The sequence below is a fragment of the Rubellimicrobium rubrum genome (assembly GCF_006152115.1).
GTDB classification, from domain to species: Bacteria; Pseudomonadota; Alphaproteobacteria; order Rhodobacterales; family Rhodobacteraceae; genus Rubellimicrobium; species Rubellimicrobium rubrum.
On sequence record NZ_VDFU01000007.1, the window covers coordinates 1 to 23991 of the forward strand.

The 23991-nt window shown below is 62.6% G+C and carries 12 protein-coding genes; 5 read left to right on the plus strand and 7 right to left on the minus strand.

The annotated features are described in order from the left end of the window. Positions 1-781: 781 nt before the first annotated feature. Entirely contained in the window at positions 782-1441 is a 660-nt protein-coding gene (locus tag FHG66_RS07795) for a sugar transferase (protein WP_139076193.1), read from the minus strand. 1582 nt (positions 1442-3023) lie between these two features. On the opposite strand from FHG66_RS07795, the gene FHG66_RS07800 reads away from it, so the two are divergent. Both FHG66_RS07800 and FHG66_RS07805 read left to right on the plus strand, forming a co-directional pair. Next, the gene (locus tag FHG66_RS07800; protein WP_342777482.1) at positions 3024-4493 is read left to right on the plus strand and encodes a GMC oxidoreductase; all 1470 of its coding nucleotides are present in this window, start codon (positions 3024-3026) and stop codon (positions 4491-4493) included. Continuing rightward, positions 4490-5290: an SDR family oxidoreductase gene (locus FHG66_RS07805; protein WP_139076194.1), complete on the plus strand. Its 801-nt coding sequence runs from the start codon at positions 4490-4492 to the stop codon at positions 5288-5290. The genes FHG66_RS07800 and FHG66_RS07805 overlap by 4 nt, the downstream gene beginning before the upstream one ends. On the opposite strand, the gene FHG66_RS07810 is transcribed toward FHG66_RS07805, so the two are convergent. Beyond that, positions 5271-6125: a WecB/TagA/CpsF family glycosyltransferase gene (locus tag FHG66_RS07810; protein WP_139076195.1), complete on the minus strand. Its 855-nt coding sequence runs from the start codon at positions 6123-6125 to the stop codon at positions 5271-5273. The two genes, FHG66_RS07805 and FHG66_RS07810, sit on opposite strands and share 20 nt — an antisense overlap. 352 nt (positions 6126-6477) lie before the next feature. Between FHG66_RS07810 and FHG66_RS07815 the strand changes: the two genes are divergently transcribed. The 3 genes from FHG66_RS07815 to FHG66_RS07825 all read left to right on the plus strand — a co-directional run bounded on the left by FHG66_RS07815 (position 6478) and on the right by FHG66_RS07825 (position 9982). Then, positions 6478-7749, plus strand: coding sequence for a glycosyltransferase family 4 protein (locus FHG66_RS07815; RefSeq protein WP_139076348.1), 1272 nt, complete (start codon positions 6478-6480; stop codon positions 7747-7749). After that, positions 7746-8720, plus strand: a complete 975-nt coding sequence (locus FHG66_RS07820) for a glycosyltransferase family 2 protein (RefSeq protein WP_139076196.1) — start codon at positions 7746-7748, stop codon at positions 8718-8720. Before FHG66_RS07815 ends, FHG66_RS07820 begins: the two co-directional genes overlap by 4 nt. Positions 8721-9157: 437 nt before the next feature. Beyond that, on the plus strand, positions 9158-9982 hold the full coding sequence (locus tag FHG66_RS07825; RefSeq protein WP_139076197.1) for a CpsD/CapB family tyrosine-protein kinase: 825 nt from the start codon (positions 9158-9160) through the stop codon (positions 9980-9982). 32 nt (positions 9983-10014) lie between these two features. On the opposite strand, the gene FHG66_RS07830 is transcribed toward FHG66_RS07825, so the two are convergent. The 5 genes from FHG66_RS07830 to FHG66_RS07845 all read right to left on the minus strand — a co-directional run bounded on the left by FHG66_RS07830 (position 10015) and on the right by FHG66_RS07845 (position 23990). Continuing rightward, positions 10015-11235: a GumC domain-containing protein gene (locus FHG66_RS07830; protein WP_176556163.1), complete on the minus strand. Its 1221-nt coding sequence runs from the start codon at positions 11233-11235 to the stop codon at positions 10015-10017. Positions 11236-11410: 175 nt separating this feature from the next. After that, positions 11411-12073: a 4'-phosphopantetheinyl transferase family protein gene (locus FHG66_RS22865; RefSeq protein WP_176556164.1), complete on the minus strand. Its 663-nt coding sequence runs from the start codon at positions 12071-12073 to the stop codon at positions 11411-11413. Next, positions 12070-16617, minus strand: a complete 4548-nt coding sequence (locus tag FHG66_RS07835; protein ID WP_139076199.1) for a MupA/Atu3671 family FMN-dependent luciferase-like monooxygenase — start codon at positions 16615-16617, stop codon at positions 12070-12072. Before FHG66_RS07835 ends, FHG66_RS22865 begins: the two co-directional genes overlap by 4 nt. Positions 16618-16650: 33 nt before the next feature. Further along, the gene (locus FHG66_RS07840) at positions 16651-17613 is read right to left on the minus strand and encodes a glycosyltransferase family 2 protein (RefSeq protein WP_139076200.1); all 963 of its coding nucleotides are present in this window, start codon (positions 17611-17613) and stop codon (positions 16651-16653) included. Then, entirely contained in the window at positions 17610-23990 is a 6381-nt protein-coding gene (locus tag FHG66_RS07845; RefSeq protein WP_139076201.1) for a type I polyketide synthase, read from the minus strand. Before FHG66_RS07845 ends, FHG66_RS07840 begins: the two co-directional genes overlap by 4 nt. Position 23991: the final 1 nt, after the last annotated feature.

Consider the following 23991-nt stretch of genomic DNA (forward strand, 5'->3'; position numbering starts at 1 on the left):
ATCCCCAGCTTGTGGCAGATCTCGTCCACCGCCGTCCCGCTCTCCGCTTGGCCCGCAGGGCAAAGGCGATCTGCTCGTCACTGGTGCGCTTCCGCATCATGGCACTCCTCCTCAGAATTCAGAGGGCCCGAAGAACGGCCATCAGACCGGACCAGGTTTCCGGGTCAGGACCAGACTCGCTCGACGGCCGTGCAGGTCAGGCCGGACTAGGTGCGACCACATCCCTCGCAGAAATAGCGCTGGACGTCTGTCCGAGTGCGCTGCCCGCGCTGCCGTTCTGATCCGCCGGACTTGGGAGAGCCCCGCTCCATCCCGGCCTCATCCAACTCGACCATATGCTCGGCTCGATGCCGCGCGTCACGCAACGCCGCCTCGACTTCGGAGAACTGGACGGGCGGCAGCGCCCGGATGGCGGCGAGGAGTGCAGGCAGGCTGTTGAGAATCGATTGGCATTGTTCTCAGGTGATCGGGACCAGAGACATTGCCATCCTCACTTTTGTGCGGACGCGCGCCAACAGGCGATGTCGGCATCGCCCTCTAGAACGTATAGTTCCCTAACGATCAAAGCTTACGCACACGCTCGCCCAAGCGGAAACGAACGTAGCCGTCTAAGCTACTATAGGCCCTTCACAATAAGCAGTTTCCAAGGACAGGTGCATGCGTCAACAGATGTCAATCAATCGTCGCTATAAGTCTCCTCAGAAAGGGCAGATACAGACCGCGGAAACAGTAGGAGCCTTTGCCGCGCAAACGCCCTGATCTATGGTCAGCATTCCAATGACTAATAACCCGTCTTCCGAGCAACAACAGCCACCGTGGCAAACATAACACGCATGTCGGTCCAGAACGAGACCTCAGCGTTATAGCGGGCGTCGAAGATCGCGCGCGCGGCAAACGACGTGCCATTTCGGTCATGAACCTGCCACAATCCCGTAAGTCCGGGTCGCAGTCTGTAATAGTCGTCGCCCGGATAGAGTTCCATCTGCTCAGGCATGAAAGGCCTGGGTCCGACAAGGCTCATGTCTCCGATAAGCACGTTCCACAACTGCGGCAACTCGTCCAAAGACGTCTTTCGGATCAGTTGACCCAGAGGCGTGATCCTAGGATCCCGCTTCAGCTTCTGTGTCTCGATCCATTCTAAACGCGCTGCGATATCGTGATCAAGCAACTCATCAAGCTTCCTCTCCGCGTCCACGACCATCGACCGAAGCTTCCACATGCGGAAGATCTCGCCATTGCGACCGACCCGTGCTTGCGAGTAGAATGCGGGACCGCCATCCCTCTTGATCGCCAGAGCGATGATCAAAGTCATCGGAAGCACTGCCGGCAAGGCGATGAGAACCAAAAATATATCGAGGATGCGTTTGACGTAGCTCTGGTACAGTTTTCGTTCTACGCGCCGAGACTCAGATTTCGGGATGATATCTACAGCATGACTCATTATCACAAGCCCCCCGGCACCACTACAGCGTTCGCAGTCCTGATTACGAAACCGAACTAAGCAAATTGCATAACCCTAACGTGCATCGACGTCTTCAAAATCGCTGAAGGACACAGCTGCCTTCGAAAGTGGAGGAAGCACTTCGGTTCAGGGGCTTCGCCCCTATCATCCTGCGCAACCCACACAGGGCGGCTCGGCTCAACTACAGCACGTATGTCCAAAGCTCATGATACTCCCGCCTTCTTCTTACCACAATCATCTAAGAAGGTAACCTGATTTTCAGCAGCACCAGAGCCTTGGCCTACTTTTCAACCTCTGGGATAGAGATGATCTCCTTTACAAGGAAATTCATCCCGTTCCACGAGCGACATGTCAGTCCCAAGCGGATCAAAGAGCGAACATTGCTGATCCCTAGTTGCGTCGAAGCGGGCTCTGAGACCTGAGTGGCCTCCGGGTGCGAGGCCCGGATCCGTGAAGGCACTAACGTTCCACGTCCGGGCCATCGACCCCTTGAGGCACCTAGGCTACAGCGGACAAGTCTGTCCAGGATGGGTCTGACATCCTCGCACCCAGCCCAAGATCGTGGACAACGTGGGAGCAAATCGACTCAACCGAAACAAGCGTCCGGTCATCACTAATCTGGCGAGTCTGCGGCAGCCAAGATCGCTTGGGCCACGGCACGATGGGCGCGAACAGACGTCCCGACCGCATCAAAGCTTGAAGATCTGCCTACACATGCCACTCGCCCGTCCGGGCAATTATTGTTCGCTCTTCTCTCGGGGAGAGGAGCTGAACATACCTTTGCTAGATTTGCTCCGCTGACCTGGTGATCTGCGCGTGTTATGATTGCCCTTACTCGGTAGTGGCGCGATTTCAAGCGCCGGGTCGAAGATGAGTGTCTGGTAAGAGTCGATCAGGTCAGGTTGGTGCGTTCGGCACAAACCTTTGAAGCTGCGCGGCCCTCCTTGCCAGTCGGCTTAGGGTCAATTCGTTCGTGGGCTTGAGAAGGCTCTGTCGCCGCGATCCCAGAGCAGCTTGGTAGAGTCGTCCTCTAGTCCGGTGAGTCCTGTTCACGCGCGGGTAATGTGCATCACGTAAGATGCCGCATGATCATACAGAACCAGGAGAATCTACTCAGGCGGACATGCATGGCCATTGGTAGAAAGGATGGCCGACCATACGAGGTCCTGACTACCGCGTTATGAAGCAGACACGCTCCACGAGTATCTTACTGGATATTACTCGTCTTAAAGAGTTTCACTGTCTCTCAAACTCCTTCTTAATTGAACGGTGTTTGAACCCATCACAGAAGGTGCAATCAAACCTTTGCGGCGGCCTGACCGACGAGGCAAACCACTTGCCTGCCCAATCCGTTCTGCAATCCACCGTGATAGGGTACGGTAGGGCAGTTTGGACTTGCCCTCCGATCTCGGAGTCGGGCACTCTGCTTCCTTACCATTTCCAATGTCACGCCGTTGCGTATCCCACAGGACCTCCCCCCATGCACGCCGATTTGGTTGAACGATCTTGGGACGTTATCATTGTCGGAACTGGAATGGGTGGCGGAATGGTGGGACGTGCCTTGGCCGAGCATGGGATGTCCGTCCTCTTCCTTGAGAAAGGGCGGTCTGGTTGGCGCACCGAAGAGAACCGACTTGACGCGAATGTAACGGATCCCTTTGCGCGCAGCCTGCGCGGCGCTTGGCCTGAACCGATCCAAGTCACACAGGATGGCGTACAGAAGACCTTCTTTGCAGCACTGGGGAGCGGCGTTGGCGGGTCGTCCGTATTCTACGCGGCTGTCCTGGAACGCCCTGAGCCCCGTGACTTCGACCATCACTGGCCGATCTCTTACAACGAGATGAAGCCCTGGTATGATCAGTCAGAGGCGATGTTCTTTGTTCGTGGGGAAACAGATCCCTTGTCGGTCGTGCCCACTCCGGCGCTGCTTCCCCCCCTGCCCTTCAACTCGGTCGATGAGCTGGTTCTGGCCCGCCTTAGAACCAATGGGATGCATCCCTATCGCCTTCATGCCGCTCTGAAGTATCTGCCCGACTGCGCGGTCTGCCTGGGCCGTAAGTGTCCCCGCCCTTGCAAGATGGATGCACGTTCCGCCGGAGTGGAGCCTGCTCTTGCAACAGGAAATGCCACGCTCCTCGAGAACTGCGAGGTGCGCCGAGTCCTGGGCACGCAGGGTCAGGTGACCGGAGTCGAGGCCATTATCGGCGGCGAGACGCTGGTTCTTCGATCATCAAGGGTCGTCATCGCAGCCGGAGCCTTGTCCACGCCTCGGCTGTTGCTGAACTCGGCCTCAGACATTTGGCCAGATGGTTGCGGAAACACAGGTGGACATGTCGGACGCAACCTCATGCTTCATCTGAACGAGGTATTTGCCGTCTGGCCGGGCAGAAGTTGGTCGGGATCACCATCCGCCCCCGCCAAGGCCGTGGGACTTCGTGACCTGATGATTGTGGATGGCCAACGTCTCGGGATGGTCCAAGCCCTGGGTGTCGACGCGCGACAGTCAGAGATCCTCATGGCCATCCGCGAACGCCTGGGCGCTGGAAGACTTGGACGTTCGAGTATCATCCGTGAGGGGGCCAGGGTTCCCGCCAAGATCACGAGCGCCGTGCTTGGAACAGCCAAACTGTTCGTTGGCCTCCTCGAGGATTTTCCCGATCCGTCGAATCGGGTCATCGTGGATCCAGCCCGACCGTCCAGCATAGTGGCCGAGTACCATGTGCCGCATGAGCTGCAGATTCGACGTCAGCTGTTCAGGGGTGCCATCAAACGCGCGTTCAAAGGTATGAGACCCGTGTTCCTGAATAGAGATGCCCAACCCAACTGGGGACACCCCTGCGGGACGGCGCGGATGGGCCTGACGCCGGCGAGCTCGGTGGTGGATCGGAACTGCCGTGTCCACGGCATCGGGAATCTCTGGATCGCGGACGCCAGCGTGTTCTCGTCATCCTTTGGGGTGAACCCTAGCCTCACCATCGCCGCCAACGCGCTCAGGGTGGCATCCGTTATCACCCGCGAGCGAACCTCATGAACGATGGCGCCATTGTCGTCACGAACGCCGAAAGTCGGCTTGGGCAAGCGTTATGCAGGGAGTTGAGCCTCCGCGGGCACGCGGTCGTGGGCCTAGTCCGCAAGCACAGCAACAGCACGACGATGCCCGATCTGCAAACGGGCCGGTTCCGGACACAGATCTGCAACGTGGCTGATCCTCTGGCCGTCTCGACGGCCTTTGAGCGCATAAGAGCGGCGCTGGGGCCCATCGATATCCTGATCAACAACACGTCCCTTCACCCGCGACGCGACATCATGGATGAGTCTGCTCATTCGTTCATGGACACGATCGCGATAAACTTGGGCGGCACGGTAAACTGTACGCGTGAGGCGCTGAACGATATGGTTCGACGCGGTCAGGGCCGGATCGTCGATGTGGGCGGGCCTGTCGCCCCAGGATCCATGCCCGGTTCTATTGCCTACACGGTGTCCAGGGGCGCTACGCAGATCTTTTCCAGAGCTCTCGTCGCTGACCTAGCTGATCGGTTCCCGAGAATCGTGATCTCCCACTGGATGCCGGAGCCAGTCCGCGAGGGTCCGAGAGGGTCCAGACCGATTGGCATCGAGACACTTGCCCACTGGGGAGCGTCCCTGGCCCTCATGCGCGATCCCAACTTGAACGGCACCATCTGGGAACTCGATCGGGAGCTTCCGCCTGCGCGATCCTTCGTGCGGCGGGTCGCTGATAGGGTTCTGTGGCAAACTCCCCACATCCGGCGCCTGCCTTCGTTTCAGTTGGCTCAGGACACGGCGGCGTCTATCCAGGGAATGGTTTAGGTCCAAAGGGCCAGCGCAGGAAACTGTCTTCCCCCTCAAGTACCTCCGCCAAACGGTTCAGCGCTGAGGCGGTCCGAGAAGCGGCTCCGGCTCTCAATGCGAGGGCACGCATCAAATGCGCCGGAAGCACAAGAGCGCAGTCGAGATAGCGGAGCGCCAGGCGACGCGGGCTCAGGAACATGCGCCACAGCCATTCAAGCGCCATTCGGCGGACCCAGATCGGCGCGCGCCGTTGCGTGCCTGCAAAGAAGTCGAGGCCCGCGCCGATGGATAGAAACCCGAGTTTAGGATGCCTGAGACGCCCAAGGGCGGCAAACTGTTCCTGCTTGGGAGCCCCAAGGGCCACCAGAACAAGTCGGACGCCGCATTCGGCGATCTCGTCGAGGATCTTCTCGGCTTCCGCACCGACGGGGTCAAACCCCATCGGCGGGGCCCAACGACCCCGGACATCAAGGCCCTGCACGTCACGCATAAGAGCCTCCTGAGCCGCAACCAAGGTTTCGCTGGTGCTTCCGACGAAGCCGACAGGCAGGCCAAAATCTGCGACCGTCGTCAGTACAGGTCTAATCAGGTCTGCACCTGGAATGAGCTGTACCGGGCAGTCGGCTGCACGCGCCAGCCACACGATCGGATTGCCGTCAGCTGTCACTAGATCATGTTTCGCGTAGGCGTCCCGGAAGGCCTTGTCCGAAGCAAGTTTCACCAGGTGATCCAAGTTCAGAGTCGCGATCGCGAACCCCTGCCCTGACGAAAGCCGATTCTCGACCTCGGCTAGAAGAGCGGCAGCTTCCGGCACTGTGACACGCACAGTACTGCTACCGACCACGAACTCCATAATGCACCCTCAAAGGCATGTCATAGGTTGCGGCATAGGCGGGAATGGTGCAACACTCCGCGTGAAGAGAGCATTCCGGTCCACTTCATGTCTAATGCCCTTATCGGGCGAGTGTTTTCTCCCTATCTTTGGCGGATTTTAGGGTTTCGATGCTGCAATTCTTCAGCTGCAATGGCCTAGAAGCTATTGTTGGCAAATGGCCCCCATATGAGAGTTTTCTCCCCAAGTCACGATGGTTGCGCAATTTTTCGATGAACACCAGCCTGTCAAAGCCTCGGCTGTTTCCGTGCCATGTCAGGGCTCGTCACGCGAGCGCTATTCGGCATGCGACATCCGACTTGTGCGAACCGACATGCTGAAAGGGTTACTTCCGACTGGACCGGTTGTCTGGTTGACCGGAGAGTACATCAGGGTATCGCATACATTCATCCAGCGGGAAGTGGCTGCGCTGCGGAATCTTGGCTTCGACGTCCGGACGTTCTCCGTCCGACGGACTGGCTCGCGTGAACTAGTCGGACCTGAACTAGAGGCCGAAGCAGCCCGAACGTTCTATATCCTCGACGCAGCGAAACGTCCGGCAGTGGCGGTCAAGGCCCATGCAACCGCGTTGGTGGGACGCCCCACGACTTGGCTTCGAATGCTGTACACTGCATGGGCAACAGCCCCCGCCGGCCTTCGAGGTCGGACCTACGGATTGATCTATTTTCACGAGGCTGTCGTGCTGGCGGCCGAACTCCGGCGACAGGGGGTCGTCCACCTCCATAACCATTATGCAACAGCGTCCTGTGCTGTCGCCAGACTTGCCGCGCCCCTGGCGGGCATCACCTGGAGCTTTACGGTCCACGGCCCCGATGATCTGGCGGCCCCGATCCACTGGCGACTGGACGACAAGGTGAGGGAGGCCAGCTTCGTCGTCTGCATCAGTTCCTATGCGCGCTCTCAAGTCATGCTGCACGTACCGCCTGATCAATGGAACAAGCTCCATATCGTCCACTGCGGAGTCGAACCCGCCCGCTATGGACGTGAGCGGACGTCCAAGCCCGACCATCTGCTTTTTGTAGGCCGCCTCGTCGCCCAGAAGGGGTTGCCGATCCTCCTGGAGGCACTGGCGCGCGCCCGTGCAGAACGTCCGAGCATCTCGCTCACCATCGTCGGGGATGGGCGGGATAGACCCGAATTGGAGAAGCAGGCTGAGAGCCTTGGATTGCATGAGGCTGTGCGTTTCGTAGGCTACAAGAACCAGGATGAGGTCGCGCAACTCCTGTCTGAGTCGACGGCGCTTGTGCTGCCCAGCTTCGCTGAAGGTGTGCCTGTAGTGCTGATGGAGGCCATGGCAACGGGTCTTCCGGTCGTGGCAACGCGAATCAACGGCGTTCCCGAGCTTGTCGAGGATGGCGTGGCAGGTCGCCTCGTTCCGCCAAGCGATGAGCAGGCTTTGGCCAACGCCATGATCGAAATCACTGAGGATGCAGACAGGATTAAGCTGATGGGCCAAGCGGGTCGATCGAAGGTCCTGGCCGAATTTGATCTCGGACAGGAGGCCGCACGACTCGGGACGTTGGTCGCTTGGGCTCGGGCCGGTGGCGAGCGTCCGTCGCGCCGACCGGACGCGCTATCCTCATGAGCACAGTGGCCGTAGTCGTCATCGGACGGAACGAGGGAGAGCGCCTGAAGCGTTGCCTGCTCAGCCTCCGTGATCAAGGGGCGCGGGTCGTCTACGTGGATTCCGGATCTCAGGACGACAGCGTTATGATGGCCCAACGCATGGGCGTCGAAACCATCGTTCTTGACGACGCCTCTCCCTTCACTGCTGCGCGCGGCCGAAACTCCGGCTTCGCCGCCCTGACGGCGAACAATGCCGTAGACTACGTTCAGTTCGTCGATGGCGATTGCGGGGTGGAACCTGGATGGATCGCGAAAGCGCAGTCAGTCTTGGACGAGGACCCATCGATCGGAGTGGTGACTGGCTGGCGAACAGAACTGGAGCCGCACCGGAACGTCTTTCATGCCATGTGCGAAGTCGAGTGGCACAGACCGCCCGGACCTATTGCCGCTTGCGGAGGTGACATGATGGTCCGGGTTGACGCCTTCCGAATGGTTGGCGGCTTCAATCCACGGATCATCGCCTCAGAGGATGAGGAGTTCTGTCTCCGACTAACCGAGCGAACGGGCAAACGCGTCCACAGGCTTCCGCAGATCATGACCCACCATGACATACGGATGTCCCGGTTCAAGGAGTGGTGGCTGCGGCACGTCCGTGCCGGGCATGGCTTCGCCGAGGTTGGGGGAATCTATCCCCTTCATTTCCGGCGGGAACGGCAGCGGGCCTGGTTCTATGCCTTAGCTTTGCCGATAATCGCAATCACCGCCCTGTCTGTTGGGCATTTGTGGATCATCGGCTTGGTAGGCCTGTTCTACCTCATGAACTGGCTCAGAACGGCCTGGGGTTTGAAACAAGCCGGGCTTGGGGCCCGGTCAGCGCTGCAGCACGGGGGCTATATTCTCCTGTCCAAGTTCGCTCAACTCGTCGGGATGGTCACCTTCCATGCGCGACGGATCCAGGGTGCAGGCTTCCGGCTCATCGAGTACAAGTGAGAGTGATTGAGTTTACTTGCAACCGCGACGTCAGGTCCGGGATCGCCGCATAACTGGCAAGGACCAGACTTGAGAACTAGTCAGCGTTGGTGGTCAGTGAGTCGCTCCTGTGGCGGCGATGCTGTACCTGACCTGCATCCTTGGTCAGTGGCGTCACCTTCTTCCAAGCAGCCGTCGTGACCGTTAATGCGTCGAAAAAGATAACTATCTGATGCATAAACCTGAGTGCGACTTCGTTTCCGACGCATTCGCTTGCTCGTCCCGGCTATATTGGGACGGTTCAATTGGATGTGCTGTGACGTTGGCAAAGGACTTGGCACAGGCCTGTGAGCGTTGGTCCGGTCGCGGCCGGGCACGAAAGACACGACTGGCAAAAGGGAGCAGCGCAGTCTTGAAGATGTTCATAAATGCCCGATTAGGGTAGCCAGATCCGGGACATGGAGGCTGACATCGTCAGGAAACCGAAGCAACCACTAAAGCCTCAGGTCGGGCCGACTGCCCCGATCCCCCAGCCTCAGCACGCCATCGATACCGTTGCCGATACCTGGGACAGCCTGCGGCTTCTTCCCGTCGCTCCCGCGGTGCTGGAACGTAATCTGGTCATCACCGCAGGGCGTCGAAACCCTGCGCATGGCGCCTTTGACGTGCTGCGGACCAAGCTGGTACAGGCCATGGCCGAACGAGGCTGGCGGCGACTGGGCATCACCTCTCCTACAAAGGGATGCGGAAAATCGTTCGTGGCGGTGAACTTGGCTGTCACGCTGTCGCGCTATGACAGCTACAGGACCGTGCTCCTCGACATGGATCTCAGGTTGTCATCGCTGGCCCACAAGCTAGGCATCCCGAATCCCGGCCTCATGGCGGATTTTCTGACTGGTCAGGTTGCGGCCAATGACTTCTTCTACCGGGTGGGCCCAAACCCTCTACGGATCGGGCCCTCCCTGGCCATTGGGTTGAATGGGCGCCCCGAGCCTTTCGCCGCAGAACTGTTCTACGACTCCAAAACTGCCGAAGCCCTGAAGCGCATGGAGGCGATGCTTGCACCGCAGATGGTGCTCTTTGACCTGCCGCCGGCGCTCGCGCAGGACGACGTGCTCTCGCTCAAGCCGCATCTCGACTGCATTCTGATGGTGGCCGGCGGCGGAATCACGACGACGCGTGATCTGCAGGCTGCCAGCCGCCGCCTGGGTGACGACCTTCCCTTACTGGGCGTCGTGCTGAACAAGGCTGAGGGTAACGTTATCATGGACTACACATACTAGCGGCGATGTGGCCCCGCTGCGATCTGCTGCGGTCACACATTTGCCGCGGTCCCGGCTAGCACCACTAAGATGAGTAGCCCAAGAAACAGGGTCCTGAGTCCAACACGGCGGCGTGCGGCCCCCGGTGCGGCGATGTAGGGAATCGCAACAACCGGCTCGATGTCCATGAAGCGGATCATCTGGGCAGGCGTTCGAATGACAGGATTCAGCATCTCACGACCGAGCGCCAGCCCCAGCGCGAGCAAACCCACTGCTGCAGCCCCGGCCAATGCAAGCTTGCGCTTGTCGGCCGAGATCGGAAAAGCAGGCGGCAGCGCGGGGTCTAGCACGGCAAAGCGGGGGGCCTGGTTATAATCGATAAGGCTCTGGTCGAGCCCAGCCTGCGTCCGCTGCGTGGCTACCGCCTCCTGCTCTGCCTCAAGGTTCTGCAGACGACGAACCAAGGATCCAAGATCACGTTCCACCTCTGGCGCGTTGGCGATCTCCACCTCTGCTCTCTCCAAGTCGGCCTGCAGTACCTGGCGCTGGTCTTCCAGCAAGGTCAGACGGGCTTCCGCAGCTGAGGATTGGAACTGATCCTGAACTCGTTGGAAGTCAGCAATCTCCCGAGAGATCGCCTCCATCTCCGCCTTCAGTTCTTCGACGCGTTCGCGTCGAAGTGGAAGGTTCTCGGGCAAGGAGTTGGCGTATTCTGTGCGGAACTGGGCTATCTGCGTCTCCACCTCGGCTATTTCGCGCCCGACGCGAGCTTCTTCTCCAGTCAGGAAATCGACCATGGCGGTTGCCCGTTCGGTCGCGGATTCCAGCCGGATCTGGGCCCGTCGGGCGTCCTCCGAAACGATCGAGTTCATTAGGGCGTTGGCCAACTCGGCCGCCTTCTCGGCATTGTCGAGTTGCACGGTAATGGACAACCCCAGGGGCTGCACGTCGGGACGCCATGCCTGGCCAGGATCGACGAGACGCGTCATCGTGATGCTGTCACGAGTGTACCCGACCCGCTCGAGCTCGTCGGTGACCTCGGGAAACAGGTTCAAGTCATTGATGATCCGGACCAAGTTCTCGCGCGCCATTAGGGACTGCTCGATCTCGTCGAGCCTCTGGCTTACCCCGGGGTCGATCGGCGACTGGCTGCTGACCGTCAGCGTGCCTTGGGGCCCCTGGAGCCCGATCACGCCGATCGTCTCGAACACCTCGGGGCGGGAGTCAGCGAACCAATAAGCCACCGGCAATCCAATAATCAGGACAGACAGCATCAGCCAAGCCTGTCGCCAGAGCGCAGACCAGAGTTCGGACAAGGACGTGAATGGTATCATGGGTGAATACTACGTTGCGTGTCGGACGGTGTCCAAGGCTTGAGTGCCGAGCGTTAAGCAAGCCTTACAGGCGCAGCGTGGGCCTGCGGAATCACAAGAGCGATGATATGACCGATCAGTTCACTCGGACTGCCGAGAGAATGGACGAGCCTATTCGTCGCTGGGATCCGACCACGCGGTCACCAGGTCGGAAAGGCCCAGCCGGCACCATGAACTCTGCCGAGAAGTCGTCGGACCCGTGAAACCGGACACGCAGGTCCGCGAACTCGAGAGCCTGACCTGACAACATGAACTGCGCCTTATAAGTTGCTTCCTTGGCACTAAAAACCTGGACCGCTATGGTGACATCCTCGTCTGGGCGGCAGATCTCCGATGCATAGTCTTCGGACAGCTCGGCCCCACGTTCCAGGTCCAGTCCCAAGGATGACAGTCCGGGGCCCATGTGGCCAGCAGCGGCAAGGACAAACCCGTCCCCATGCGTGATGCTGCCGGTGATGCCAATTGGCCAGACCGGCGGACCATCGGACCTGCGTGGCAGGGCGCAGGCGGCCGCTCCCAATTGGGACAAGGCTCGTCGCGCGGTGCTCCGCCCGGCTGCAAACTCCTGCCGGCGCTGCGGCCCTGCGCGGGCGATGGCCGGCTCCTCATCCTGCCATAGTGGGCCCGGCCACGCTTCGATCAAACCACCTGCAACAGCTATATCGAACCCGAGCAGTTGCCGGGCCGCCGTTACCAAGGGGTGGTCCGCTGCTGCCGAGGAAACCCGTCCGATGTTCATGTGGGGGTGAGACGCCGCGCACGCAATTCGCGTCGACGTGCCATTGCATCCATCCGCTGATCTTCGGCCAAGACCGGAGGAGCATCGGCAACTACCACGTCTGCACCGGACAACGAATCCACCCTTTGGACCAAAGCTCCGAGTGTTGGGAATCGGAATATGTCAGTGATCGACAGTGTCTCGACCCCCAGGGCCGTTCGTATATCCCGGTGCGCCTGCACGGCCAGCAGGGAATGGCCACCCAGATCAAAGAAGTTGTCCTTGGGCCCAAGCCCATCGACGCCCAGGATACTGGACCAGATGGCAGAGATCTGCGGCAGGCTGGAGCCTTGCGAGGTGACCGGTGTCGGAACCACGATGGGCGCACCAGCGCTTGGCACGCGGACATGAGCCGTCGGCGTGGTCCGGGGTGTCTCTCGGGCACCAGGGATCGGAAGCGCCTTTCTATCCACCTTTCGATTTGGTGTGAGCGGAAAGGCATCAAGGCGCACGATCCGGGCAGGCACCATATGGACCGGCAGCATGCGTGCCAGCCTGTCTCGAAGAGCCCGCTCGTCCACAGGCTCGGCGGATGTGACATAGGCCACGAGCTGCACGTTGCCGGGTACGTCCTCTCGGGCGACGACCACGCTTTGGATGATGCCGGCCTCGGCGTCCAGGACCGCCTCGATCTCACCCAACTCGATCCTGAAGCCCCGCAACTTCACTTGGTGGTCTGCGCGTCCCAGAAAATCGAGGCCGCCATCGGCAGTGCGCCGAACCAGGTCCCCTGTCCGGTAGAGGCGCCCACCGTTTCGAAACGGGTCCGCAACGAATCTGTCACTCGTCAGGTCAGGCCTCTTCCAGTACCCCTTGGCGACGCCGCTGCCACCGATCCAGAGCTCCCCCTCCGCGCCGACGGGCAGCGGCTTCATCGCTTCGTCGAGCACATGGAATTGCGTGTTGGCGATCGGAGGGCCCAGGCCCACCGTCCCTAGCCCGCCCATCGCCTCGGCGGTGGAGGACCAGATGGTCGTTTCGGTGGGTCCGTACATGTTCGTGACGCGCGCACCGGTCGCCCGCAGCTCGCTCGCCAGCGAGCCGGGCAGTGCCTCGCCCCCGACCAAGACATGGGAGAGTTGGCCAAGAGCCTTGGACGAATCCGGGTTGGTGACGAGCATGCGTGCCATCGAGGGGGTGCACTGCAAGTGAGTGACCCCATGCCGCACGACCTGAGCGGATATCGAGAAATCATCCGACGCTGGCCCGTGGCCTCGATGCTGCGCCACGACGCGGGATAGCGGTACGAGCCCGTCCAGCACCTTCTGAACGGGTATGCCGTAATCGATCAGGCAGGCCACCTCGCCTACTCCGATGGCCTTCACCTGCTCGATTCGAGCGAGGGCATCATCAACGGTGCCAAAGAGCCCCGAATCCTCGAAGTAACGTAAGAAGGCGAATTCGAGGATGGCGTCCAGTTCTTCCTCGCTGAGAGAGCGCAGGTCGATATCCAGAGGCTGGGCGGCGCCCTGCGGCTTCTTGAAGGCCGGGAAGGCCCAGGCATACTGCTTGATCAGGGCTGCTGCCGACCGGAGATACGCCTTCATCGGGCCGCGCGCCGTTTCCTCGGCGGCCTCCCGGGTATCGGCCAGATAGGTGTGCAACATCAGCGTGACCGTGAAGTGTCGCGGGTCGTGGCCGGCGTCGCGCAACGCTGCATGGTAGATGGCGATCTTCTGCTCGACCTCCGCGATCGACTGTCCGAGCAGGTGGGTCAACACGTTGGCCCCAAGGGCACCTGCCTCGCGCCAAGTCTCCGGATTGCCGGCGGTCGTGACCCAGAGTGGCAGCGACTTCGACACCGGCCGGGGTTGTGTCCTGACGGCTTGGGGGCCGTTCGGGCCCTGGAACTCCACTGCCTCACCAGTCCAGAGCTTCCGAAGCTGGTGGATGCTCTCGATCATCGCGGCCTTGTTCCTTGGCACTGCGTTCTCTGGACGGAGGACAAAGTCCTCGGGCATCCAGCCCGAAGCCACGGCGAGGCCGGTGCGACCGTTTGTCAGGTTGTCGATGACGGCCCATTCCTCAGCGATGCGGGCCGGGTGGTGAAGTGGCGTGACGACGCTTCCCGCGCGCACGGCGATGTTTCGCGTGATCGCAGCCACCGCCGCTCCGGTGACGGATGGGTTCGGGTAAGGACCGCCGAAGGCGTGGAAGTGACGCTCGGGCGTCCAGACGGCACAAAAGCCGTTCTCGTCGGCGATCTTGGCGCCGTCCAGCAGCAGGCGGTACTTGTCTCGCCCGACCCCATCGTCGTTCCCCCAGTAGAAAAGGGAGAAGTCCATCCCGGATCCGTGCGAAGGCGCATCACCAGCCGCGAGAGCCCGCTCCTCATCGCCCATCACGACGACCTTGAAGCCGCGCGCCAGGGTCCAGAATAACTCCAGCACGGAAATGTCGAAGGACAGCGACGTCACGGCGAGCCAGGTACCGGGGTTTTTCACCCCTATCCGGGCGTCCATGCCGGCAAAGAAGTTGGCTACGTTCCGATGGCTGACCATCACGCCCTTGGGCCGGCCAGTCGATCCGGAGGTATAAATGAGATAAGCGAGATCCTCGGACGACGGACCCTCGCCGGCAACGCCTTCGGGCATCGGTCCATCAATGCGCAAGGTCCGAGCCATGTGAGCCGGCAGCGAACCGGCCAAGGTCGAGTCCGTCAGGACCACGGCGGCCTCGGAGTCCTCCAGGTACAGCGCGATCCGATCGGCCGGATAGGCCGGGTCCAGAGGCACGTAGGCGCCGCCGGCCTTGAGGATCGCCAGCGCCCCGATCACCAACTCCATTGAGCGGCCCAGGTGCAGGCCTACGCGTATGCCCGGCCTGACGCCCAGGGCCCGAAGCGATCCGGCCAGACGCTCCGCGCGCGTCTCCATCTCTGCAAAGGTGATGGTTGAAGCGCGATAGGCCAAGGCCGGCGCATCCGGCGTGAGGGATGCCTGCTCGCTGATCAGGACGTTGATCGGGCGATCGTCGAACGGCGCATCGGTGCCGTTCCAGTTGTCGATCCGTGACCATTCCGAAGCTGGGATCATCAGAAGGTTGGCAATCGAGGATGCATCGTCCCGACCAGCCAGATTGGCCATCAGATGCTCAAGCCGGTCGGCCAAGAGATCGAACCCCTCTGGCGAGAGGCGCGCAGGATCACCGGTCAAGATCGTGCCGGATGAGTTTGCAACGAGGGTCAGCACCGTGCCGGGCACGTGGTCTTCTTCCGATATCCCGATCTGGGGCGGCTCTGGTGGATGCCCACCCAGACGCACGATTAGATCAGCGGCCATGGGACCGGGGACCCTATCCTTTGCCGACAGGGCAGTCCGGATTGCGCCCAGGGTGCTCCCGGAGACGCGGAAAGGCACCCAGGGCGCTACGAACCCGACCAGAGCGTTGGGCTGCCCCAAGGCGAAATCCAGTTCAGAGGTGTCCGAAGGACAAGCGAGGAGTGTCAGTGCGACGTCCGCATGGGATCCGTGGATTGCGCGCCTAAGGGGAGCCTGATGACGTGTTCCACCCAACATGGGCAGGGCAGCGGGATGCAGGTCCAGTAGTCTTGAGCGCCAGTGACGTTCGTGTCTGGCAGCCAAGGCAACGGCAGCATCGATCTGGCTTATCCGCTCGGCCGTAAGCAACGGCAGCGGCTGGCCAGCCTGAATCTTTGGCATGACCGACGACAGGGGACGGAGGCCACTCAACCGCAAGGCTCCTTGGCCCGTAGCTACGGTGACCTCATCGGAACGGCTTTCCAGGACCTGTCCGGCTTCGCCGGATCCGCCCACGACCTCCGCCCCACCTACAAGCAGGACGGAGCCTCCGAGGTCGAGCTTGGGACAGGCGATCGGATTGGGATAGTCGCCGTGATCGAGCGCCCGCACCAGGGCGGCAAGCTCGGCCGCTGGCCGAGCGAGGTCCAGGACGCCGCCCGCGCGTGGTCTGTCCTTGCCTTTGTGGAGGTGCCGCCGCTGACCAAGGTCCTGGGCGGCAGGATGGAGGGCACCATCCAACTGCGCGAGCACCTCCGGGAACGACTCGAGTCCGGCAGCGAAACAGCGCGTGTTTAGTGACAGGGCCGTCTCGCCCTCGGCGATGGGGAAGCGGCGGGAGGCAAGGACTGGCCCCTCATCCACCCCGCCGTCGATCAGGTGCCATGTCACGCCGTGCTCGGCCGCCCCGTCCAGAAGCGCCCAGACCGGCGCATTGAGTCCTGCCCGTTCGGGCAGCGGACCGTCATGGAAGTTCACAGCCCCTCGCCGGGCCAGGGCAAGCACGGTGGACGGTATGATGTCGAGATTGGCGACAGAGAGAAGCCAGTCGAAGTTCAGGTCACGCAGATCCGAAGCCAAGTCGTCTCCGGGCGCATGGACCGGGACCCGCGCGTCTTCGGCCCAGGACCGCACGCCCGGGTGACGGGTCACCACGGCTGCCAAACGGTGGCCGCCTTCCAGCAAGGTCCTTCCGCAGTGCAGGGTCAACGTATCGTGGCCAATCAGGACGGCTGAAATACTCATGAACTCTATTCCCCACTAATCAGCACTGTCGGGTCACTGCGGCCGCGAGGACGGCCCTACAGCAGATTTCACATGATGAACGACCATGCGCGACAGGAACCCGGGCGGGTCCTCGGGGGGGCGTCCAGTCAGTCGGAAGCGCAGTCGGTGGATCAGCCCGCCCGTCAGATGAGCCGCCGTGGCCGCCGCTGCCGCTGCCGCGCCATGGTTCTTCGCAAAGTACCTCAGCCGCGAGTCGTACCAATAGTCGGGAACACGCTTCCAATCCTTCATGCCCGTGGACGCTGACCCGATATGCGTCACCGAGCTTTCCCGGACGAAGTGGGTCTGGAACCCCGCCCGCGCCGCCCGAAGACAGAGATCCGTCTCTTCGAAGTAAAGGAAGAAGCCTTCGTCGAACAAACCGATCTGATCGATAACGTCCTGGCGCATCATCAAGCTGGAACCCATCAGCCAGTCCACCGGCCCGGAGTCGACAGCCGTCAGCACGGGCACCGTTTTATGGGACAGAAGGCGGGTGACAGGGCCCAGTCGCGCCGATCCCTCGAACTCGCTGGCGACCGATGGGAATCGGAAGATCGATGTATGAGGCTCGCCGTCCGGTCCGTGGATGTAGCTGCCCGCGAATGCAGCCTCGGGAGTACGAGCCAGGTAGTCCACAAGGGCGCGAACGCTACCGGGATCCGGGAAAGCGTCCGAGTTGAGGATGTAGACCAGGTCCGGCCGTTCACCCCCAGGAAGGCCGGCACGGACCCCAAAGTTGTTGCCCGCGCCATAGCCCCCGTTCCGCCCGGATTGAAGCACCCTCACCCGCGTCTCCGGCCAGCCGCGCGCCGCGACCCCGTTGCGCATGGCCTCCTCGGAACCATCGCCCGAGTCGTTGTCGACGATGGTGATGGCGCCCTCGATCCCGTCCATCTCCCGGAGAGCCGCCTCGGCGGACTGGAGCGTCATCTCCGGCGTGCGCCAGTTGAGGATGACAGTGAGGACCTTCATTCGGCCGCCTCCTTGTAAGACCATTGCTTCTGCCGAACCGGCGCGCGTTCGGCCGCCTCGATGACCCGGCGCATGCGGGCAGCGAGCACTCGCACGTTCGGTTCGAGAACCATGGAGTCGTGGTTGCCCGGAACCTCGATCACCTGCAAGCGGGTCGCCCATGGGCCCCAGTCATTGTCATGGATGACATAGTCGCGATCGTGTGACACCAGGCGGTCTGGCGCGACCTGCCATTTGCCCCGCATCGGCGGACGGAACAGCGTGAGCGGCCCATCCCAGACCTCCATACGGTAATCCGCGATGCCCTGGTAGAAGGCCGCCTCGATCGCTGCATCGTGGAATGCAGGCTCGGCCGGATGGTCCACGTCTCTGCCTTTCCGCTTGGCGAGTTCCCAGGCCAACCGCCGCTTTGCCCATTCCAACGGGTAAGATAGACCGCGGGACCGAAGCTCCAGCCATTGGATCATCGCCCTGTCGCGCCGCGTGATGGGACGACGCTGGGGCAAAGGCGTGTCCAGCAGGATGACCGAAGCGACCTCCTCGCCGGCATCGCGGAGTTGCCGCGCGATCTCGAACGCGGTGATGCCGCCACCCGAGAAGCCGCCCACCATCCAAGGGCCCTGCCGCTGGACTTGGCGCATCTCGGCGATGCAACTCGTCGCCGCCTCCACCAACGAGGTGTGAGGCGGCTCCTCGCCCGTCAGGCCGCGGGCCTGCAGGCCGTAGAACGGCCGATCCTGGCCGATCAACTGGGCGAGGTGGCGAAGGTTGAGGACGTTTCCGAACATCCCTGCAACCAGGAAGAACGGCGTCTTAGCCCCGCCCTCGCCCTGATGCATCGGCACCAAGTGAGTGAACCGCCGCACCGGCCGCGCCGGAGCCGCCTCGGACGAGGTGGGGCCGGATGGCTGGGCTACGATCCCGCCCCGCTCTTCGATCAGACGGGCGCAGGCCCGGATGGTGGGCGCCTCGAAGAGTACCGAAATCGGGAACTCGACTCCGAAGGTCTTCTTGATCTGCGCAAAGAGCCGGACGGCAATCAGCGAATGGCCACCCAGGTCGAAGAACGAGTCTCCCGCCCCGACTTGCGACACGCCGAGGAGGTCTGTCCAGAACGCGGCGAGGCGCGTCTCCACCTCCCCCTCGGGCGCGACGAAATCGCCCGCGCTGGCGGGACGCTCGAACCCTCGGGATGTCGAAGCCTCGTCTACGGCGCTTGCCTGCGCGATGAGGTCCGGAAGCGGCATTGAGGAAACGACGATCTCGGAAGGCCCGAGTGCCAGAACCCGGAGGAAAGCCTCTGCGCCCTCCTCGGGTCGGATTCCCTGGCGAATGGCATGGGCCAAGCGCTCTTCCGCTGGCGACAGCGGTCGCGGCCCGTCCTTGGAAGGGACGGCAGCCGCGACCCCGAAGGCAAGCTCGGCATCGAGCCTCCGCATCGTGAAGCCTTCGACCTCGACGCAGACCGTTCCGTCCGGACCGGCAAGGGTCACGTCGAACTGCGCGATCTCAGGGCCGCCCGATGTCAGTCGAACATGACTCAGCAGTTCGGACGGGAGGGGCCCAAAGACGCGGACTGACCCGTAGGAGAGAGGAACCCAGAGATTGGCCGGCTCGTAGTCGGGGATCAAGGCCATGGCCCAACCGGTCGCAAGATCAAGAAGACCGGGGTGCATGATCATGCCCTCGGCACCGGCAGGGGGAAGGGTCAGCCGTGCCAGGCCCTCGCCTCGTCCGAGCTGTCCTTCGCGCAGAACGCGCCAGCGGGATCCAAAGGCCAAGTGCCTTTCCTGCGGGGAGGCGAGCGAGCCGGCGGCGGCCGGCACCAACATAGTGTCCCGCTCGTCCAGCCGTGTCCGGATGGCTGTTGGATCGAGCATGCCTGGCGCCGACAGCCCAAGAAGCTCGATGCGCCCTTCTGCATTGAGTTCCCTGTCTCCACGACCGGCAGCGCTTTCCACGCGCATGTCATACCCGGACGGGGTCCGCCGCAACGTGAGCCGGACGTCTATCCCGGCCTCCGGAGCACGGAGTGGACGCAAGAAGGTCAGGTCGCGGATCTCATAGGGGCCTTCTTCTCCCTGCCCCTGCATGGCTTCGGCGACGAGTTCGAGCACCCCGGTGCCCGGCAGCACGGCGTCTCCCGCACGGGTTCGATGTTCGTTGAGAACCCAGGTCGTCCGCGGGATCCACTTGGCGGTGAACAGACGGCTCCCTTCGACGTCGAAGCCCATGCGATCGAGCAAAGGTAGGTCCACCGGTTCGGGCTCTGGCTCCGCGCGCCCCGTGCGGGCTGCCATGGCTTCCGCGGCCATCCCGACCCCATGCCAAACGCCCCAATCGAGCGCGGTCACGCGGGTACGCCCGCCGGACCGGGCTCTGGCAAAAGCGTTGAGGTAGGCATTGGCGGCAACGTAATCGACTTGGCCCGCCGGCGCCGTGACCGTCGAGGTCGACGAGCAGAGCAGCATCCAGTCTAGGCTCCCATCCGGGAACAACTCGTCCAATACCTGCGTGCCGTGGACCTTTGGAGCAAAGACATCCTCGATCGCCTGGGCCGACTTGCCGAGGATCGGCGCATCGTCCACCACCCCGGCAGCATGGACAATGCCGCTGAGTGGGCCGAGGATCGACTGCGCCTCGTCCACTGCCGCTCGCATCTCCTCGATGTTGGCGACATCGGCGGCCAAGGTCAGCACACGGCCGCCCAGAGCCTCGATGGAGCGCACGGAGCGGATCCGGGCAGGGGTTGTGCCGCCTTCCCGCCGCAGGATGGCATCCCATTCGGCCCGCGGCGGCAGGGGCGTGCGGGACACGAGCACGATGGGCGACCCAGCTTTGCGGACCAGTTCTTGCGCCAGTGTCAGTCCGATCCCACCGAAGCCGCCGGTGATGAGGACCGGCCGACCTGCCTTCAGATCCGGCTGCGCTGAAGCCAGGGGGGCCGGACGGTGGCTTCGCTCCAGACGGCGGCCCGCGCGGAGGGCAGCGATGGTGTTCGATGGGACGGCCAAGGCTTCTTCGATCAGCGCCAGCACCAGCGCCTCGCGTTCCATGCCGGGATCGATATCCAGAAGCGACGAGGTGGCGCCCCCGAACTCGCGCGGGATCACCTGCACGGGGCCGAGAACCGTTGCCTTCGAAGGGTGCAACAGTGGCTCGGAGCGGACCTGCATGGTGCCCGACGTGACTGTGATCAGATGGAGCGGTTCAGCGGCGGCTTCCTCGCCCCAGGATTGCGCCAGGAACAGCAACGACCAGAAGCCCTGCTCCTGGGTGCGGTGGAAGAAGCTGGATCCCGGTCGGAACCCTTCGCCTTGGGTCACGAGCCAGAGGTGGAGCACACGGCTTGGTAGCCGTCCGTCTCGGGACAGATCCTGCAGGAGGCGATCATAACCCTCACGGCCCTGCTCGGGAGGAAGGAGGTAGTCGCCCGAGGGTAGCTTCGCGAAACGATCCCCAGGCCGTACCATCGTGACAGCCTGTCCAGCCTTCTTGAGGCGAGCCGCAACGTCGGCACCGAGCCCGGCCTCGTCCACGAAGATCAGCCAGCCTTCCTGTGCGGTCTCCGACAGATCACCGGTGACGTCGACGTCGCATGCGGCATATCGCGGAATCCAGCGCGCAGCCCAACCCCAATCGGCCAGGTCTGCGACGCGCTGAGGCGGCCCCGAAACCTCGGGCTGGGCACCTACACCAGGGGCGATGAAGTACTCCGACCGTTGGAACGGATAGGTTGGCAGCCTGACGCGTTGCCGCTTTGCGCCGGCCCAGATCTGCTCCCAGTCGAAGTTGCCGCCCGCCGCCCAGACCCGTGCGAGCATCGCCTGAAGATAGGCATCGTCCGCCACCGTATCGCTCTGATGCCGGAGCGTTCCGAGGACCTGGTTGGCCGTCACCTTTCCGTGCTGGCCGGCAAGCGACGCAAGCGCCTTGCCAGGACCGACCTCGACATAGATCCGGGCGGATCGCTGCGCGGCCAAGGTCGAAAGGCCCTCCGCGAACAGCACGCTGTTGCGCAGATGCCCGACCCAGTACTCGGGGTCCACCGCCTGCTCGGGCGTGAGCAGCGTCCCGGTCCGGTTCGAGATCATCGGGATCTTCGGCGCCTGCAACGGGACGGAACGCAGGTAATCACCGAACGCGGTCAGGATGCCGTCGAGCATCCGGCTGTGAGCGGCAATGGCGATCGGGATCCGCTGCGCGTCGATCCCTTGTTCGTCCAGCCGCCGGGCAAGGGCATCGAGCGCGTCTGCCGGACCGGACGCGACCGACAGCCGTGGGGCGTTCTCGGCTGCGAGATCCAGACCGAATTCCTGGAGGTAGGGCCGGAGGTCACTGGCCGGCAGGCCTACGGACAGCATGCCTCCTGCAGGGACGCTGTCGAACAGCGTCCCGCGAAGGTGAACGAGGCCGATGCAATCTTCGAAGGACAAGACCCCAGCCAGGCAGGCTGCGGTATTCTCGCCCATGGAATGCCCGATGAGGACAGCCGGCTTGACCCCCCAACTGATCCAGAGTTGCGCCAGCGCATACTCCACGATCATGATGAGCGGCAGTTGCACCGATGGCGTCAGCAGACGTTGGTTGGCCCAGGCTTCCTGTCCCGGCGCGGGCAGCCAGATCTCACGCGGGTCGTAGTCCAGCTTGGGCGCAAGAACCTCGAGCCCCCGGTCCATCCAGTCCTGGAACACCGGCTCGGTTTCATAGAGGTCGTGAGCCATTCCAGCGTACTGCGCGCCGCCGCCGGGGAACATGAAAACGACGTCCGGACTGCTTCCGACAACCTGATGCGTAAAGACCCGACGCGGGTCACCGGCCTCCAGGATGGCTGCCGCTTCTTCGTGGGACGAAGCCACAAGGACGCGCCGGCGATCGAAGGCGCGCCGACCGACCTGGAGGGTCCAGGCCACATCGGCGAGAGGTTGTTCGGGATGCGCCCGCAGATGCGAAGCAAGGCGAAGGGATGCCTCATCCAATGCGGCTTTGTTGCGGGCGGAAAGGGTCAGGACCTGGAAGGGAAAGGCGGCCTCTTCGGACGGAGCACGACGTGGAGGCTCCTCCAGAATGGCGTGCGCATTGGTTCCGCCGACGCCCAGCGAGTTCACCGCGGCGCGCCGGGTTCCTTCGACTGGCCAAGGCTGCAGCCGGTCGGCGACCCGGAAAGGGCTGCCATCGAACGGAATGGCCGGGTTCGGAGCCTCGAAGCCCAACGAGGGCGGGATCTCTCCGTGCTTCAACGCCAAGGCCACCTTGGCAAGGCTTGCCACCCCGGCGGCAGTGTCGAGATGCCCGATATTTGTCTTGACCGATCCCAACCGACAGAAGCCGACCTTGTCCGTCGTCTTGCGGAACGCGTCTGTCAGCGCCGCGACTTCGATCGGGTCCCCCAGGTAGGTTCCAGTGCCATGGCACTCTATGTAACCGATGCTCTCGGCCCTGACCTGCGCGACCAAGAGAGCCTCGCTCACGGCCGCTGCCTGACCGTCCACTGAAGGTGCGAGGTATCCGGCCTTGGAGGCCCCGTCATTGTTGACGGCGCTGCCTTTGATGACCGCCCAGATCTCGTCGCCATCGGCCACAGCATCCGACAGGCGCCGCAGGACCGCGACACCCGCGCCCGAGCCGAACACAGTCCCGGCCGCGCGATGATCGAAGGCGTGGCATTCCCCGTCAGGCGACAGGATCTCTCCTTCGCGGAAAAGATAGCCGCGGGCATGAGGAAGCTCGATCGTGACGCCCCCGGCCAGGGCCATGTCGCATTCCCCGGCCAATAGCGCCTGGCAGGCGTAGTGGGTCGCCACCAAAGAGGTCGAGCACGCCGTCTGGAGGTTCACGCTGGGGCCGCGGAGATCAAGGGTATGGCTGAGCCGTGTGGCCAAGAAGTCTTTGTCGTTTCCCGTATGCCGCAAAAGGAACAGGCCGGTACCATCCACGAGGTCTCGGTTCGTTAATATGTTCTGATGATAGTACGCGCCCTGACCGCAGCCCGCGAAGACCCCGATGCGACCCTTGAAGGTCTCGGGCATATGTCCGGCGTTCTCCAGGGCCTCCCAAGCCGCCTCGAGGAACTGGCGGTGCTGCGGGTCCATGATCCCCGCATCCTTGGGTGAGAGGCCCCAGAACTCTGCGTCGAACCGCGCAAAGCCGGGCAGATCGGCGGCAAAGGGCACGTAGTCGGGCCGGTCGATCAGATGCGCGGCTTCGCCCGACTGAAGCAGCTCGTCGCGCGAGAGGCGGCGGATAGACCGTCGGCCGTGCTTCAGGTTCGACCAGAACTCGTCGGGCGATGCAGCTCCGGGTAGGTGCAGACCTAGTCCGACGATCGCGATGTCGGTGTCCACGACGTCAACGAATCTATTCTCGGCCGATTGCATG